This is a genomic window from Neobacillus sp. DZ-9 (assembly GCF_059587065.1).
Map to the genome: position 1 here is coordinate 413,442 of NZ_JCAIOL010000002.1, position 14,855 is coordinate 428,296.

Genomic DNA, 14,855 nt, shown 5'->3' on the forward strand with positions numbered 1-14,855 from the left:
AATATGTTCTCCTTTCTATCTTTTCGAACATCTCCATTATACCTTTTATTAACCGAAATTAAAATATAACATGAATTCTATTAATACTTAAAATTGCGAGATGACTTTAGTTTTTGGCAATACTTATGAAAGAAAAGAAAAATTTTGGTGAAATAATCATTATTTTCAATAAATTGCTTCCTTTCAGTTAATTTCATTGTAAAATAGAAATGATAGATAGAAAAACATTATTTTAAAAAATTGAGAACTTTTTCGTCTGAAGGATGATGTAATGAATCATTTACGTAATTTATTGGCCAGCGAGCTAGCTTCTGGAAAAGCCAGTAACAAAATACAAAAAATAATCTTCGATATCATTTTTCAACATGTTCAAGATATGGTTTATGTGATGAAGGTCGAAAAAGGACCAAGCTTTCGCTATTTGTTTGTCAATGAATCGGGGATGAGGAAAGCTAAACTTTCTCCTTATGCTCTTGGAAAAACACTTCAAGAAGTCCTGCCTGATGATTTTGCTAAAGCGCTCCATCGGGAGTATGAGAAATTATTAAGAAGAAAAGATATTGTGATGTATGATGATCATTTTACCTTTGATAATGAGTTTGAAGTCTATGGGGAAACGATATTAACCCCGATTTTTTCTGAAAATAATACGGTAGGTTACATTGTTGCCGTAACAAGGGACGTAACAGAGTGGTACATAGAGAAAAAAAGGATAATCGAAAGTGAACAAAAGTATCGTTCTATTGTGGATAATAATTTGGATGCCATTTTTACGATTAGTCCTGAAGGGAAAATACTTGAAGCAAACCCTGCTGCAGCAATGCTGACTGGGCATTCGGAAAAGCATATGTCAAATAGATCCATTTACGATTTAATTAATGATCCTGATTTAGAACAATTTAAAGAACTTCTAGAAAAAACATGTTCAGGATATGCATTGGAAACGTTGGATTGTAAGCTTATTCATAATAAAGGACAACTTTTGTTTGTTCATATTAAAACGGTACCCATTGTGATACATGGAGAAATAATGGGTCTTTATGTGATTATAAAGGATTTATCGGAACAGGCAAAAAATATGGAAATGTTAAAATTTATGGCTTTCCATGATCAACTAACTGGATTATTTAATAGGAGATCATTAATAGATCATTTAAATGAACATATTTATTCCCCTTCCAAGACATATTTTGCTCTCATTTCTATTGATTTGGATCGGTTTAAACATTTAAACGACACACTCGGGCATTTGGTAGGAGATGAAATATTAAAACAGGTTGCCCGCCGTCTATTGCAGTTTCAAAACGAAAACTGCTTTATTTATCGTTTAGGGGGAGACGAGTTCAATATATTGCTGCTAAATTCAGACCGAAAAGCAGCAAGTACATTTGTTAGCAAGATGTTTTCAGCGTTTTCGATGTCCTTTTACTTTAATTCACATGAGTATTTTATCTCGCCAAGTATTGGAATAAGTATGTATCCAAATGATGGAAAGGATGCAGAAATGTTAATTAAAAATGCTGATGAGGCCCTTTTTCGAGTAAAAGAGAGAGGAAAGGCACATTTTCAATTTTATCGGTCAGAAATGAATAATGTTTATTCCAATACAGTTACACTGGAAACTCATCTACGGAAGGCAATCGACAAGAAGGAGCTTTCCTTGTTTTATCAACCGCAAATTGAACTAGCAACTGGAAAAGCAAAAAGCTTCGAAGCTCTGCTTCGATGGAAAAATTCCGAATTTGGCAATATTTCGCCAAGTGACTTCATTCCTTTGGCCGAGGATACAGGTATTATTATATCAATTGGTCATTGGGTGATAGAACATGCGTGCCGTCAAATAAAGAAATGGAATGATAGGGGTTATGATGATATTAGAGTTGCTATAAACATTTCTCCTAAGCAATTTCAGCAGCCAAATCTTGTCCAGTTCATTAAGTCAATGATCGATAAGTATAAAATTAATCCAGCTTCCTTAGAAATTGAAATTACGGAAGGTGTCATGAGTGATACGAATGAAACAATCCCACTTATAAGGAAAATAAAGGATTTAGGGATTTCTATTTCAGTGGATGATTTTGGGACCGGTTATTCATCATTGAATTATTTAAAACAACTACCTATTGATGTTCTAAAAATTGATAAATCCTTTATTAGAGATATCATGGTTGATGAAAAAGACGCAGCCATTGCAACCACAATTATCCATCTAGGTAAAAGCCTAGGCCTTGAAGTGATAGCTGAAGGTGTAGAAACAAAAGAACAAGTTGAATTTCTTATTAATGCAAATTGTCATAAAATACAAGGCTATTATTATTCAAAGCCAATTCCAGTTAATGAACTAGAAAATCGCTTTATTAAATAAAGAAATCCTTATCTTTTAAAATTGGATAAGGATTTTTTATATTGTTTCAGGTCTTAGCGTATAGACTGTTAATTCTGGCTTTGCCATAAATCGAAAAGGCAAACGGGTAGTTCCGATTCCTCTATTAACATATAGGGTTAATGGATTTTGGTCACCAATAGAATAAAGACCTTCAGGATATTTTTTGGCAAAAGGAGGAATGACAAGCGCCCCGATAAAGGGTATTTTAACTTGTCCACCATGGCTATGACCGCTTATTTGCCATTCAATTGGATATCTTGATGCATCATCAGCAAGATCTGGTGCATGGGATAATAAAATTTTAAACTGGTTTTGTGGTACATTCTTTAAGGCCAAGGGCAAATCCGGTTTTCCTAACATTGCATCATCAATCCCTAATAAATGAATCCTGCTCCCGTCTTTTAATTTGATAGGTGCCGATTCATTTAGTAGAACAGTGAAGTTGGTTGCTTCCATAATATTTCGGTAAATGTCTGAACCATAGCCTCCGTGATCATGGTTGCCGAAAATGCAGAATTTACCAAGAGGGGGGCGTAATGATTCCAAAAGAGGAATCAGTTTATTAATTTCTGAATACTTATTTGGTTCATCCATTAAATCACCAGTAAAAAAAATGATGTCTGGTTTTAGGTCATTGATCTTGTTGACTAGTTTGGATAATTGGGTAAGATTATAATGAAAACCTAGATGGGTGTCAGAGAACTGGATGATTTTTATACCGTTAAAACTTTTGGGTATTAACGGGTTCTTAATTTCAAGATTTTGAATATCGAGTAATGAGGGCTCAATTCGATTGGCATAAAAGTAGCCCCCCGAACTTAATCCGAGAACGGTTAGAAATGAACCAAATGTTCGTTTCAGAAATGTTCTCCTTTTTAGTTTTTTAGGCATATTTTCTACCAACCTATCTTTGAATTACTTTCCATATGTATTTTCGGTAAAAAAAGCACTTTTTGCAAGTAAAATGTTATTATTAATTTTTATTCGTTTACTACATAGCTGTTGATTTGCGCCTTCCGCTCCAATCAACAGAGTTTCAATATAACGATTACCTTTAAACAAAGCATATTCGAAAAAAATAAGAAAAATTCATGAAAAAGCAGCCTTGTAGGGCTGCTTTTGTTAACGGTAGCTTACTGCACGGTTTTGCAGAGCTTTCCAGGAAGCGATAAATTGTTGTTTGTCTACTCTTACTTGTTTCCTGCCTGAAAGTGGATCATTTAAGTAAACATGATTGGAGTCGAATCCAACAAGTACTACGGCGTGTAAATCCAAGGGTGTTTTAATATATCGTTTTCCGTGATACCAGGATTCCCAGCGGTCAGGAAGGCGATAATCCCCAGTTGTCCAGACAACGACAGGATACCCTGCTGAAACGTGCTCCAATACACGGTCAAATGGCTGATTGGTCAAATTGATAGCTCTGCCTGGAAGCTTTTGATTAATTAATGCTATCATCGGCTTATCAAAAACAGCATACCCAGCTCGTCTTCCTGTCATATCCCCAACAAATCCATCTGCTGGATTGCCCCATCGTAAAATATCTCCCTTTGGAGATTTGATGAGCGGATCGGGATCCTTTTGAATAAGCCTGTACAAATCCATTTTGCTCGTTTTGACACCTGCGTAATTTAACATCATGGCTAGGCTGGTCACTTCACAACCATATCGCAGCTCAGGGTTTTGTCTAATTAGGATTACATTTAGCAAAGCAGAATTTTTCTTGCCAGTTGTACTAACATGACTACCTTGGTTGGGAATTTTTTTATCGTAAATCACCTGATCAGTAAGATCGTTCATGTTGTAGTTTGTGTATTTAGGCTTCTCTTCTACTCGATATGTTGAAGCGGGCTTGTTTTGAATAAGATTTGAACTGGCTTTTGAATCATCATTAAAGTCGCTGCATCCAAACATGGGAAGGATCGAGGCTAATAAGAAAAGTTTTCTCAAAAACTTTTCCCCCTTTGATTAGATTAACCATATTGTTTGATTGTTTCTTAGGGGCTATAATGGTATCCTTTTGGTAATGAACGAACGGGCTGGGGCAAGTAAACGTATGGTATTATGAGTAAATCTTTTTTTGGAGGTACTTCGATGGATGCCTTGGAAATTCTATCGGATCTTGAACATGTTTTTCCTTATTTCCAACCGATTTTTAGTGCTGATGAACAACAGGTCATTGCTTACAAAGTTTTGGGAAGATATAAGACCGGGGATAATATCATAAGCTTAGGGGAATTTTTTCAAGATGATCAAATTCCTGATGAGTATAAATTTGAGGTTGATTTGCTGTTAGTTAGGAAAGCCCTTGAAAATGCGATTAAGCTTGATGATGATATTAGTATATTTTTGAATCGTAATGCCGAGTTATTAATGTATGGGCATGGTGAGCCCTTTTTGCAGGAGCTTTTAGAATTTGAAAAAAAGGGGTTTAATTTAAGCAGAATTGTCCTTGAAATTTCGGAAAGGAAATATTTGGGTGATATCGATCAATTTGATCACCTGCTTCAATATTATCGGACATATGGGATCAAAATTGCTGTTTCTAGCATGGACAGTGAAAGTTATCATTTTGAGCGAATTGGACAGCTTGAGCCGGATATTTTAAAAATAAATTTAGAACCGCTTAAATCTACGGCAACTGGAATGAACTTCCATGAAGTTTTGTTTACCCTGTCCCTTTTAGCAAGAAAAATTGGAGCAACCCTTATGTTTGAAAATATTGAAATGAGTTATCAGCTGCAGTTTGCCTGGAAGAACGGAGGCCGCTATTATCAAGGATTTTATTTATATCCCCCTGCAGCAGAATTTATTCAAAGAGATTTTTTAAAACACCGATTAAAAGAAAAGTTTCACGATTTTATTTCTTATGAAAAAAGAAAATTAGAGGGTGTTTATTTAGCTTCAGAATATTTCCATTCAATGGTTCAAGAAATTATTATGAAAAATAAAAAGGCTGGATTTGAAGAGCTTTTGCAAACGTTAATAAAAGAACTGGATCATATTGCTTTTCGTATGTATATTTGTGATGAAGATGGGGTTCAAAAATCAGCAAACATTTTTAAAGAAAAAAATGGATGGATTGTTCAAGCTGAATATAAGAACAAGAACTGGAGTTGGCGACCCTATTTTTTAGAAAATATTATCAAAATGAGAAACGAGAGAAAAGGAATTTTATCTGATTTATATCGTGACATTGAAACAGGGGAGAATATTAGAACCTTCTCCTATCCAATGAACGGAAATGATTATTTGTTTATCGACATTTCTTACCAATACTTATTCGAACACGAGCAATTACTGTAGTTTAGGTTCTGGATAGGCATTTTAAAAAAAATAGTCAATTTTTTCATTTTTGCTTGGACAAATAGTATCAGTTATTTTATTCTTTTAATATTGGCATGCGAAAATTGGATTTTTTTTAAGTAAATAATCCATAAGGATAGAAACAGGCCAATTGTGAAATATAAAAGTATAAGTTTGTTTGTGTTTGAAAGGAGATTAAACGGATGTCACAGCTTCAAGGTATATTAACAAGATTAAAAAATCTTCAGGAAACAGCTAACAGCGGTGAGCCAGCTCAGCGTTATTTTGAAGTTAATGGAGAGAGAAAGTGTCAGGTAACATTTCACCCAAAGACGGTAACGTATGAATTAGAGGTTTACAATGAAAAGGAAAAACCTAAACGATATCAATTTGATAATATTGATATGATCACAATTGAAATTTTTGATTTAATTCAGTAGGAACCAATTGGTTCCTTTCTTTTCCTTGTGAATGCGGTATTTAAATTCACACAGACCTCCGAAAACTATGATAGAATAAGTCTGTAGAAAAACATACATTGAGGAGTTTTCGGCGATGATTAGTCTTCCCAGTGGGGAATTTTTAGAATTAACCATTAAAGAATTAATGATCCCATCCGAACGGGTGGCACATGTGCAAATTGGCAACAATCTTGAGCATGCCTTATTAGTGTTAACAAAAAGCGGCTATACCGCCATTCCAGTTCTGGACCCGCATTATAAGCTCCATGGGCTGATTAGCACTCCAATTATCATGGACTCTATCCTTGGTCTAGAAAGAATAGAGTTTGAAACCCTTGAAAAAAAACGCGTAGAAGAAGTTATGAAAAAGACGATTCCACGGGTTAAAATTTCGGCCTCACTTAATATATGTTTGGACATACTTGTCAATCATCCCTTTTTATGTGTTGAGACGGAAGAAGGCTTTTTTGAGGGGATAGTGCCAAGAAGCACAGTATTAAATCAATTAAATAAACAAGTAAAACGATTTAAAAAAAAATGATAAATGATTGTTCCAGGCTCCCTATATGGGGGCATATTTTTTTGGATCTTTTTGAAGGTGGTGAAGACATGTCCTCATTATCGGAATATCAATTATTATCAGTCTTAGCTCAGGAAATGAATATGCGTAAAGCATCGGAACGGTTGTTTGTATCACAGCCGGCCCTTTCGCAGCGCTTACAGACCATTGAAAAAGATTGGGGAACAAAGTTATTTATTCGTTCGCAAAAAGGCCTTGCCCTCACTCCTGCGGGAGAACATGTTATTGAATTTGTTAATGACGTTCTCAATAAGCAAGAAAAGGTTCGCGAAACGATTTATTCGCTGCAATCCGGGGTTTCAGGTACCTTAAAAATAGCAGTAGCCTCTATCGTGGGTCAAAATTGGCTTCCTCAAGTATTAAAGAAATTCATTGACAAGTATCCACAAGCAAAGATTTCACTTATTACTGGCTGGAGCAGTGAAATCCTAAAATGCTTATATGATGATCAGGTACATATTGGAATTATCCGCGGCACTCCTGATTGGAAGGGGGTAAAGGTCCATCTTTTTGACGATCCGCTTTATTTGGTTGATCGAGAAATTATGAGACCGGAACAAGTTTTAGAAGTTGACCGGCCTTTTATTCAATTTAAAAGTGACTCGAATTATTATCAAGAAATTCAAGATTGGTGGATGCGGAACTTTAAAACCTCACCGAAAAGGACAGTGCTTGTTGACCAAATTGAGACATGTAAACAAATGGCCTTTAATGGTATTGGTTATGCCATATTGCCTGGAATTACGTTAACTAAAGCAGAAAGGGATATTTTCAAAATACCCCTTTTAGATGAGAATAATGAACCGCTAAAACGGGATACCTGGCTATTAGGGTATGAGTCTTCCTTTAAATTAAAACAGGTACAGGCGTTTGTCGAACTCATTAAAGAACATATTTCTGAATCTTAGGAAGTATTACGCTGTTTTGCTTGTTTTCAGTTACTTTGTTTGGTAAATTATTTTTTAGTACATACAATTAGGGGGTAAACAGTATTATGAAAATGATGGATGCACATGAAATTATTTCCTTTATTCAAAATAGTAAAAAATCTACTCCGGTTAAGGTTTATTTAAAGGGAGAATTAGAAGGAATCAATTTTGGAGCCAGTGCTAAGGCATTTGTTAATGGAAATACTGGTGTTGTTTTCGGAGAATGGGCAGAAATTAGTGAAGCACTAGAGACAAACAAGGGAAAAATTGAAGATTTTGTAGTTGAAAATGACCGACGTAATTCTGCCATTCCGTTGCTAGACACTAAGCATATTAATGCCCGTATTGAACCAGGGGTAACAATCCGTGATCAAGTGGAAATTGGCGACAATGCCGTCATTATGATGGGGGCAGTTATCAATATCGGAGCTGTTATCGGCGAAAAAACGATGATTGATATGGGTGTTGTCCTTGGCGGAAGAGCAACAGTAGGTAAGAACTGTCACATCGGCGCAGGCACCGTTTTAGCAGGCGTTATTGAACCGCCATCCGCAAAACCAGTAGTCGTTGAAGATGATGTTCTAATTGGTGCGAACGCCGTTGTTTTAGAAGGAGTAACAATCGGTAAAGGCTCCGTCGTCGCTGCAGGAGCAGTGGTTACTCAGGACGTAGCGCCATATACGGTCGTAGCCGGCATGCCAGCACGTAAAATTAAAGATATTGATGAAAAGACAAAGTCAAAAACTGAGATCATGCAAGAGTTACGTCAACTATAAGAAATGTAAAAGCGTGGAGCCTTTTCCACGCTTCTTTTATAGAAAGGAGAGTCTTAGATGGATTCATTAATCAAAATTCGCCGCGACCTTCATCAAATTCCTGAACTGGGTTTTCAAGAGTTTAAAACGCAAGCCTATTTATTGGCTTATTTAGAAGGGCTGCATCAGGATCGACTGTCAATTAAAAAATGGAAAACAGGGTTATTTGTCAAGGTTCATGGATTAATGCCTGAAAAAACTATTGGATACAGAACGGATATTGATGGCTTGCCGATAACTGAAGAGACTGACTTTCCTTTTTCGTCAACCCATGAGGAAAGAATGCATGCCTGCGGCCATGATTTCCATATGACCATTGCTCTAGGTGTGCTGACTTATTTTGTAGAAAATCCAATCAAGGATGATCTATTATTTATTTTCCAGCCTGCCGAAGAAGGGCCAGGCGGAGCGGAACCAATGTTGAAATCAACTGAAATGCAGGAATGGAAGCCGGATTTAATCATTGCACTGCACATTGCACCAGAGTACCCTGTTGGGGCAATCGCAGTGAAAGAAGGTCTTTTATTTGCTAATACATCGGAGTTGTTCATCGATTTAAAGGGGAAAGGCGGACATGCGGCAAGACCCCACGAAACGAATGATATGGTGATTGCCGCATGTACGCTTGTCACACAGCTGCAATCGATTATTTCCAGGAATGTGGACCCGTTAGATAGTGCTGTTATTACAATTGGAAAAATTACCGGTGGAACTGTTCAGAATATCATTGCTGAAAAAGCAAGGCTCGAAGGGACGATTCGCACTTTGTCGCCGGAATCGATGAAGAAGGTCAAGCACCGCATTGAGGCGTTGGTAAGAGGAATTGAAGCAGGCTATGAATGTGAAGCTGTGATTGATTATGGTTCAATGTACCATCAAGTTTATAACACAGAATCTATTACCAGAGATTTTATCAATTATATCCAACAAGAAACAGATGTTCAGGTGATTGAATGCAAGGAAGCGATGACTGGTGAGGATTATGGGTATATGCTCAAGGAAATACCCGGATTGATGTTTTGGCTCGGTGTCGATTCCCCATATGGTCTGCATCATGCCATGTTAAATCCCAAAGAAGAGGCAATTGGCGTGGCCGTTAAGATGATAACGAGCTTTTTAACGTATAAAGGTAATAATATATAAGCTGTAATGAAAATGCTTTTTATTTTATTACTAAGGATAATCATGGTAAAATTATAGTGAATTAAAGGAATATTGTTACATATTGTCGTTTATTCTAGATTATTTAGGGAGAAACTTATTAAGGGGAAATTTAGGTTATAATTGATAATTAATATTTATTTAAATTAATTATAATTTAATATTGACTCAAAAATAGATTTGTCCTATAATGAGAACTGTCAGAAGGATAGCAAATGAGAATTGCTATTACTAATTATTGATTATTTTGGAGGGATTCAAATGCCAGAACGTATGGTAGGTAAGCAAGCTCCACGCTTTGAAATGGATGCAGTTTTGCCAAACAAAGAATTTAAAAAAGTAAGCCTTGAAGAAAATATGAAAAACGATAAATGGACTGTATTATTCTTCTATCCAATGGACTTCACGTTTGTTTGTCCAACTGAAATTACAGCTCTATCTGACCGTTACGATGAGTTTGAAGACCTTGATGCAGAGGTTATCGGTGTTTCAACTGACACAATTCATACTCACCTAGCATGGATTAAAACAGATCGTAAAGAAAATGGCCTTGGCGATTTGAAATATCCATTAGCGGCTGACACAAATCATGTTGTTTCCCGTGATTATGGAGTTTTAATTGAAGAAGAAGGTATTGCACTTCGCGGACTATTCATCATCAGCCCTGAAGGGGAATTAATGTACTCTGTTGTTAACCATAACAACATCGGCCGTGATGTAGATGAAACTTTACGCGTTCTTCAAGCATTGCAAACTGGCGGCCTTTGCCCAGCTAACTGGAAGCCTGGACAAGCTACACTTAACGTATAATTATTAATCAAACAAGATAGACCTAACTCTTTAAAAGCGTTAGGTCTTTTTAATAGGAGGAATCTCGGGTGAAATTACGTGAGTCAATGCCAGAATTAACCGGTGCAACGGAATGGTTAAACGGTGAAGTAACTAGAGATGAATTAATTGGTGAAAAACCAACTTTGATTCATTTTTGGTCGATCAGCTGTCATCTCTGTAAAGAGGCAATGCCTCAAGTTAACCAATTTCGTGATGATTTTAAAGACAAATTAAACGTGGTTGCAGTTCATATGCCAAGATCGGAAAACGATCTGAATTTAGAAGAAATCAAGCAAGTGGCTGCAGAGCATGGAATTAACCAGCCTATTTTTGTTGACAACGACCATAAGCTAACAGAAGCACTTGAAAATCAGTATGTACCAGCTTACTATGTTTTTGACCGTGAAGGAAAGCTTCGTCATTTCCAAGCAGGCGGGAGCGGCATGAAAATGCTTGAAAAGCGAGTAAACCGTGTTTTAGATGAATTGGAAAAAACGGAATAAACAATAAAAACTGTTCGTCCATATGGGCGAGCGGTTTTTTTATTGCTTCTTTGTAACCTTGTATTCATTTAATCGTCCGTAATTATAAAGAGAGAAAAAGGGGTGTCATGGATTGAAAAAGGTAAAAAAGGTGTTCCCTATTTTTTTCATTGTTTTAATGCTGGGTTTTACAGGATGTAGTTCAAGTAGTAATGAGGACGCAAAAATGAGTAAAGGCAATACAGCTGCAATGGATTCTTCACAGTCAAGTAATGGAGAGAAGTCCTCGATATACTCTGGTGAGACAGATAATTCTAGTGCTCCAAAGGAGAAATCAATACTCGAAGTTCCTAACAAGATGGTTATCTATCAAGCGGATTTGCGCTTGAGGGTCAAAAAGTTTGAACAAACGGTCAAAAACCTTGAAGAAAAGGCAGAAACATATGGCGGCTATATTGCTTCATCTAATGTAACCAAAGAAGGGAAAGAGCAGGTCAGCGGCAGTATTACCATCCGAATACCGCAAAAGAATTTTCAAGCTTTTTTGCATGATGCAGAGGGGCAGGCTGCCGAAGTGCTGCAGCGGAATATAACGGGGCAGGATGTAACAGAGGAATATGTCGATCTTGAATCCAGATTAAAATCTAAACGGGTTGTAGAAGAACGATTATTATCATTTATGAAAACCGCAACGAAAACGGAGGATCTATTAAAAATTTCTGCCGATTTAGCCGCCGTACAAGAAGAAATAGAAACAATCGAGGGGAAAATGAAATTTTTAGAAAATCAAACTTCCTATTCAACCGTAACGATCACTCTTTATGAAAATAAGGTAATTGTTCCCGATATCGAGAGAGACAAACTTAATACATGGGAAAAAACGAAAAAGCAATTCATGAAAAGTATAAACATGTTAATAAGCGTAGTGTCCGGTTTAGTAGTCTTTATAATAGGGAACCTTCCAATTCTGGTGATACTAGCTATTTTAGGTTTTGTAGGAGTTCTAATATATCGAAAGAAGAAAAATTGAAATGGTGAATAAGCGGTATTTCATACTATATATATAACGATTATCAATGCTAAAATGGGAGCATATCAGAAAATGTATTTGCTGGGGGAGTTTTTGTGAAGAAAAGCTTTGCAGTCATTGGGTTAGGCCGTTTTGGGGGCAGTATTTGCCGTACACTGACAGATGAGGGAATGGAAGTTTTAGCTATTGATGTAAATGAAGAGCGTGTTAATGAATATGCCATGATTGCCTCCCATGCAGTTGTGGGAGATTCAACAGACGAAAATGTCTTGAAAAGTTTAGGGATTCGCAATTTCGATCATGTGATTGTGGCGATTGGCGATGATATTCAATCGAGCATTTTAACAACGCTAATTTTAAAGGAATTAGGGGTTGGGCAAATTACCTCCAAAGCACAAAATGATTATCATGAAAAGGTTCTGCGAAAGATTGGAGCAGATCACGTTGTACATCCTGAAAGAGATATGGGGAAAAGGATTGCTATTAATATGACATCTAGTAGTGTTGTTGATTATCTCCAGCTCTCAGATGAACATAGTATCGTTGAAATTGTGGGGAATGGAAAACTTGGCGGCAATACAATCATGGATTTGGATGTTCGTAAAAAGTATGGTTTAAATATCGTGGCGATAAAAAGAGGTGAAGAAATCATTGTTTCTCCTCAGGCAAAAGAAATGATTCATACAGGAGATGTATTAATAGTAATTGGAAACACTAACGACATCAGCAGGTTTGAAAAAAAGGTATTGGATTAAAGAAAAGCGGAAGCTCCTATAGGTGCTTCCGCTTTGTTAAAATTAAACTTCCATAATGATAGGTAATATCATTGGACGGCGTTTTGTTTTTTCGTAAAGGAAAGGTGCTAACGTATCAGTAATTTCATTTTTAATTTCTGACCACTGGCTAGTCTTTCGCTCCATAACCTTATTTAAATGCTTTGTAATTAAATTTTGTGCATCATTGATTAAATCACCTGATTCTCTCATATAAACAAATCCGCGAGAAATGAGGTCAGGTCCAGAAGCAATTTTGAATTCCTTCATATTAATGCTGACAACCACAACAACTAACCCTTCCTCAGAAAGAATTCGACGGTCACGTAAGACGATATTTCCAATATCTCCGACACCACTGCCGTCAATGTAGACAGATCCTGATGGAATTTTTCCGGCTACCTGCGCTGAGTTTTCCGAAAGAGCTAGTACTTCACCATTGTCCATAATAAAGCAATTTTCCTCATCAACACCACAGTCCACTGCAAGTTTTGCGTGCATGCGCTGCATCCGGTACTCACCGTGGATCGGCATAAAGAATTTAGGTTTAATTAGCCGCAGCATCAATTTTTGTTCTTCTTGTCCACCATGACCAGAGGTGTGAATATTACTTAGTTTTCCGTGAATGACGTCCGCACCGGCTCTATACAACAAGTTAATTGTTCGGCTGACACTTATCGTGTTACCAGGAATAGGTGATGAAGAAAAAACAACAGTATCCCCAGGTATTATTTGAATTTGTCTGTGTGTTCCATTTGCAATTCTTGAGAGAGCTGCCATTGGTTCACCTTGGCTTCCGGTACAAAGAATAGTAACTTTGTCGGCAGGTAAGCGATTAATTTGATTGGCTTCAATAAATGTTTCTTTTGGTGCATTAATATATCCTAATTCAAGGCCTATATTAATGGCTGCTTCCATGCTTCGACCAAATACAGCAACTTTTCTGTCATTTTCCACAGCTGCCTCTACAACTTGCTGCAGCCTATGAATATTCGAAGCAAACGTTGCAAAAATAATTCGGCCATCGACCTTTCGGAAAATATCGTGAATGCTTTCTCCTACCCTGCGTTCCGACATCGTAAAATCAGGAATTTCACTATTTGTACTGTCAGAAAGTAGACAAAGTACACCTTCTTTTCCAATTTCGGCCATTTTCGTTAAATTAGCCGGTTCGCCTACAGGAGTAAAATCAAATTTAAAGTCCCCCGTATGAACGATTTGACCCGGAGGAGTTTTAACGACAATACCATAGGAGTCAGGTATGCTGTGGGTAGTTCGGAAAAATGTCACCGATGTCTTTCGGAACTTAATCACATCATCTTCTTTTATCTCAATTAATTTGGCATTCCTTAATAAACCATGCTCTTCCAATTTATTTTTTATTAAACCGAGTGCCAGTTTTCCTCCATAAATAGGGATATTGACTTCACGTAATAAATAAGGAATACCGCCGATGTGGTCTTCGTGCCCGTGTGTAACGAATAACCCCTTAATTTTTTCTTCATTTTTAACTAAATAGGTATAATCAGGTATGACATAATCAATACCTAATAGTTCATCCTCAGGGAATTTGATTCCAGCATCAATTAAAATAATCTCATCCTGGAATTGAACTGCATATGTGTTTTTGCCAATTTCCCCTAAACCTCCCAGGGCAAAAACAGCAGTTTGATCATTTTTAACAAATTTCATAAATTATATCTCCAATACTTTAAAGTCTTCATTTTGTTTTTCATATTCTAAATAGGCGCCTTTAACTTCTTGTACAAATTCTACATTATAGCCGCGGTCGGCAATTTTTGTACGGACGTCACGTACGGACTCTCCCTCAATATAGAGAGTTTTTGTTTTCTCTCTGACTGGGACTTCTTTAATGCTTTCCTGGTAGTAAACTTTAAATAACATAACAAAATCGCTCCTCACTAAATCATAACTTTTTCTATTATATAAAACATTTTCATCTTTTTCATTTATTTTCTTAGAAAGCAATGGGCTAATGTGAAAAGTATGTAAAAAAAAGAATCTGTTTTTACAATTTACAATAACGAAGGAGCCCTCCGCAAGTTAGAAGGGCTCAAAAAAAATTTAGGCAATAGATTTT

General features: G+C 36.6%; 15 protein-coding genes. 11 read left to right on the forward strand and 4 right to left on the reverse strand.

Annotated elements, in window-relative coordinates; translation table 11 throughout:
• The first annotated feature begins 271 nt into the window (after window positions 1-271).
• Window positions 272-2,365: an EAL domain-containing protein gene (locus AC59HZ_RS06560; RefSeq protein WP_496545045.1), complete on the forward strand. Its 2,094-nt coding sequence runs from the start codon at window positions 272-274 to the stop codon at window positions 2,363-2,365.
• 36 nt (window positions 2,366-2,401) lie between these two features.
• On the opposite strand, the gene AC59HZ_RS06565 is transcribed toward AC59HZ_RS06560, so the two are convergent.
• Window positions 2,402-3,277 carry a metallophosphoesterase gene (locus AC59HZ_RS06565; RefSeq protein WP_496545046.1) on the reverse strand — a complete coding sequence of 292 codons (876 nt, stop codon included), beginning with the start codon at window positions 3,275-3,277 and terminating at the stop codon, window positions 2,402-2,404.
• 231 nt (window positions 3,278-3,508) lie between these two features.
• Window positions 3,509-4,336, reverse strand: a complete 828-nt coding sequence (locus tag AC59HZ_RS06570) for a C39 family peptidase (protein ID WP_496545047.1) — start codon at window positions 4,334-4,336, stop codon at window positions 3,509-3,511.
• 144 nt (window positions 4,337-4,480) lie between these two features.
• Here AC59HZ_RS06570 and AC59HZ_RS06575 point away from each other — a divergent pair, with 144 nt between their 5' ends.
• The 10 genes from AC59HZ_RS06575 (at window position 4,481) to AC59HZ_RS06620 (ending at window position 12,736) form a co-directional block, all read left to right on the forward strand.
• Window positions 4,481-5,692, forward strand: a complete 1,212-nt coding sequence (locus tag AC59HZ_RS06575) for an EAL domain-containing protein (RefSeq protein ID WP_496545048.1) — start codon at window positions 4,481-4,483, stop codon at window positions 5,690-5,692.
• 203 nt (window positions 5,693-5,895) lie between these two features.
• Window positions 5,896-6,132: a YkuJ family protein gene (locus AC59HZ_RS06580; RefSeq protein WP_496545049.1), complete on the forward strand. Its 237-nt coding sequence runs from the start codon at window positions 5,896-5,898 to the stop codon at window positions 6,130-6,132.
• 115 nt (window positions 6,133-6,247) lie between these two features.
• Window positions 6,248-6,694 carry a cyclic-di-AMP-binding protein CbpB gene (gene cbpB / locus AC59HZ_RS06585; RefSeq protein WP_496545050.1) on the forward strand — a complete coding sequence of 149 codons (447 nt, stop codon included), beginning with the start codon at window positions 6,248-6,250 and terminating at the stop codon, window positions 6,692-6,694.
• A 68-nt stretch (window positions 6,695-6,762) separates the two neighbouring features.
• Window positions 6,763-7,641 (forward strand): transcriptional regulator CcpC, encoded by an 879-nt coding sequence (ccpC, locus tag AC59HZ_RS06590; RefSeq protein ID WP_430069328.1) that lies wholly within the window; start codon window positions 6,763-6,765, stop codon window positions 7,639-7,641.
• Between the two features lie 86 nt (window positions 7,642-7,727).
• Window positions 7,728-8,438: a 2,3,4,5-tetrahydropyridine-2,6-dicarboxylate N-acetyltransferase gene (gene dapD / locus AC59HZ_RS06595; RefSeq protein ID WP_496545051.1), complete on the forward strand. Its 711-nt coding sequence runs from the start codon at window positions 7,728-7,730 to the stop codon at window positions 8,436-8,438.
• 57 nt (window positions 8,439-8,495) lie between these two features.
• Window positions 8,496-9,620, forward strand: a complete 1,125-nt coding sequence (locus tag AC59HZ_RS06600; RefSeq protein ID WP_496545052.1) for an N-acetyldiaminopimelate deacetylase — start codon at window positions 8,496-8,498, stop codon at window positions 9,618-9,620.
• Between the two features lie 279 nt (window positions 9,621-9,899).
• Entirely contained in the window at window positions 9,900-10,448 is a 549-nt protein-coding gene (locus tag AC59HZ_RS06605; protein ID WP_496545053.1) for a peroxiredoxin, read from the forward strand.
• Between the two features lie 68 nt (window positions 10,449-10,516).
• Window positions 10,517-10,972, forward strand: a complete 456-nt coding sequence (locus tag AC59HZ_RS06610) for a TlpA disulfide reductase family protein (RefSeq protein ID WP_496545054.1) — start codon at window positions 10,517-10,519, stop codon at window positions 10,970-10,972.
• A 112-nt stretch (window positions 10,973-11,084) separates the two neighbouring features.
• A complete protein-coding gene (locus AC59HZ_RS06615; RefSeq protein WP_496545055.1) occupies window positions 11,085-11,981 on the forward strand; it encodes a DUF4349 domain-containing protein in 897 nt (298 codons plus the stop codon).
• 95 nt (window positions 11,982-12,076) lie between these two features.
• Window positions 12,077-12,736, forward strand: a complete 660-nt coding sequence (locus tag AC59HZ_RS06620; protein WP_496545056.1) for a potassium channel family protein — start codon at window positions 12,077-12,079, stop codon at window positions 12,734-12,736.
• 42 nt (window positions 12,737-12,778) lie between these two features.
• Here AC59HZ_RS06620 and rnjA read toward each other — a convergent pair whose 3' ends face one another.
• Both rnjA and AC59HZ_RS06630 read right to left on the reverse strand, forming a co-directional pair.
• The gene (gene rnjA / locus AC59HZ_RS06625; protein ID WP_496545057.1) at window positions 12,779-14,446 is read right to left on the reverse strand and encodes a ribonuclease J1; all 1,668 of its coding nucleotides are present in this window, start codon (window positions 14,444-14,446) and stop codon (window positions 12,779-12,781) included.
• A gap of 3 nt (window positions 14,447-14,449) precedes the next feature.
• The gene (locus AC59HZ_RS06630) at window positions 14,450-14,659 is read right to left on the reverse strand and encodes a DNA-dependent RNA polymerase subunit epsilon (protein ID WP_430069143.1); all 210 of its coding nucleotides are present in this window, start codon (window positions 14,657-14,659) and stop codon (window positions 14,450-14,452) included.
• Between the last annotated feature and the right edge of the window lie 196 nt (window positions 14,660-14,855).

What these genes read in the sequence shown, in the direction of transcription:
- AC59HZ_RS06560 (WP_496545045.1), top strand. Translation starts at nt 272, where the DNA reads ATGAATCATTTACGTAATTTATTGGCCAGCGAGCTAGCTTCTGGAAAA.
- AC59HZ_RS06630 (WP_430069143.1), bottom strand. Translation starts at nt 14,659, where the DNA reads ATGTTATTTAAAGTTTACTACCAGGAAAGCATTAAAGAAGTCCCAGTC.
- AC59HZ_RS06605 (WP_496545053.1), top strand. Translation starts at nt 9,900, where the DNA reads ATGCCAGAACGTATGGTAGGTAAGCAAGCTCCACGCTTTGAAATGGAT.
- AC59HZ_RS06600 (WP_496545052.1), top strand. Translation starts at nt 8,496, where the DNA reads ATGGATTCATTAATCAAAATTCGCCGCGACCTTCATCAAATTCCTGAA.
- AC59HZ_RS06565 (WP_496545046.1), bottom strand. Translation starts at nt 3,277, where the DNA reads ATGCCTAAAAAACTAAAAAGGAGAACATTTCTGAAACGAACATTTGGT.
- rnjA (WP_496545057.1), bottom strand. Translation starts at nt 14,446, where the DNA reads ATGAAATTTGTTAAAAATGATCAAACTGCTGTTTTTGCCCTGGGAGGT.
- dapD (WP_496545051.1), top strand. Translation starts at nt 7,728, where the DNA reads ATGAAAATGATGGATGCACATGAAATTATTTCCTTTATTCAAAATAGT.
- AC59HZ_RS06575 (WP_496545048.1), top strand. Translation starts at nt 4,481, where the DNA reads ATGGATGCCTTGGAAATTCTATCGGATCTTGAACATGTTTTTCCTTAT.
- cbpB (WP_496545050.1), top strand. Translation starts at nt 6,248, where the DNA reads ATGATTAGTCTTCCCAGTGGGGAATTTTTAGAATTAACCATTAAAGAA.
- AC59HZ_RS06580 (WP_496545049.1), top strand. Translation starts at nt 5,896, where the DNA reads ATGTCACAGCTTCAAGGTATATTAACAAGATTAAAAAATCTTCAGGAA.
- ccpC (WP_430069328.1), top strand. Translation starts at nt 6,763, where the DNA reads ATGTCCTCATTATCGGAATATCAATTATTATCAGTCTTAGCTCAGGAA.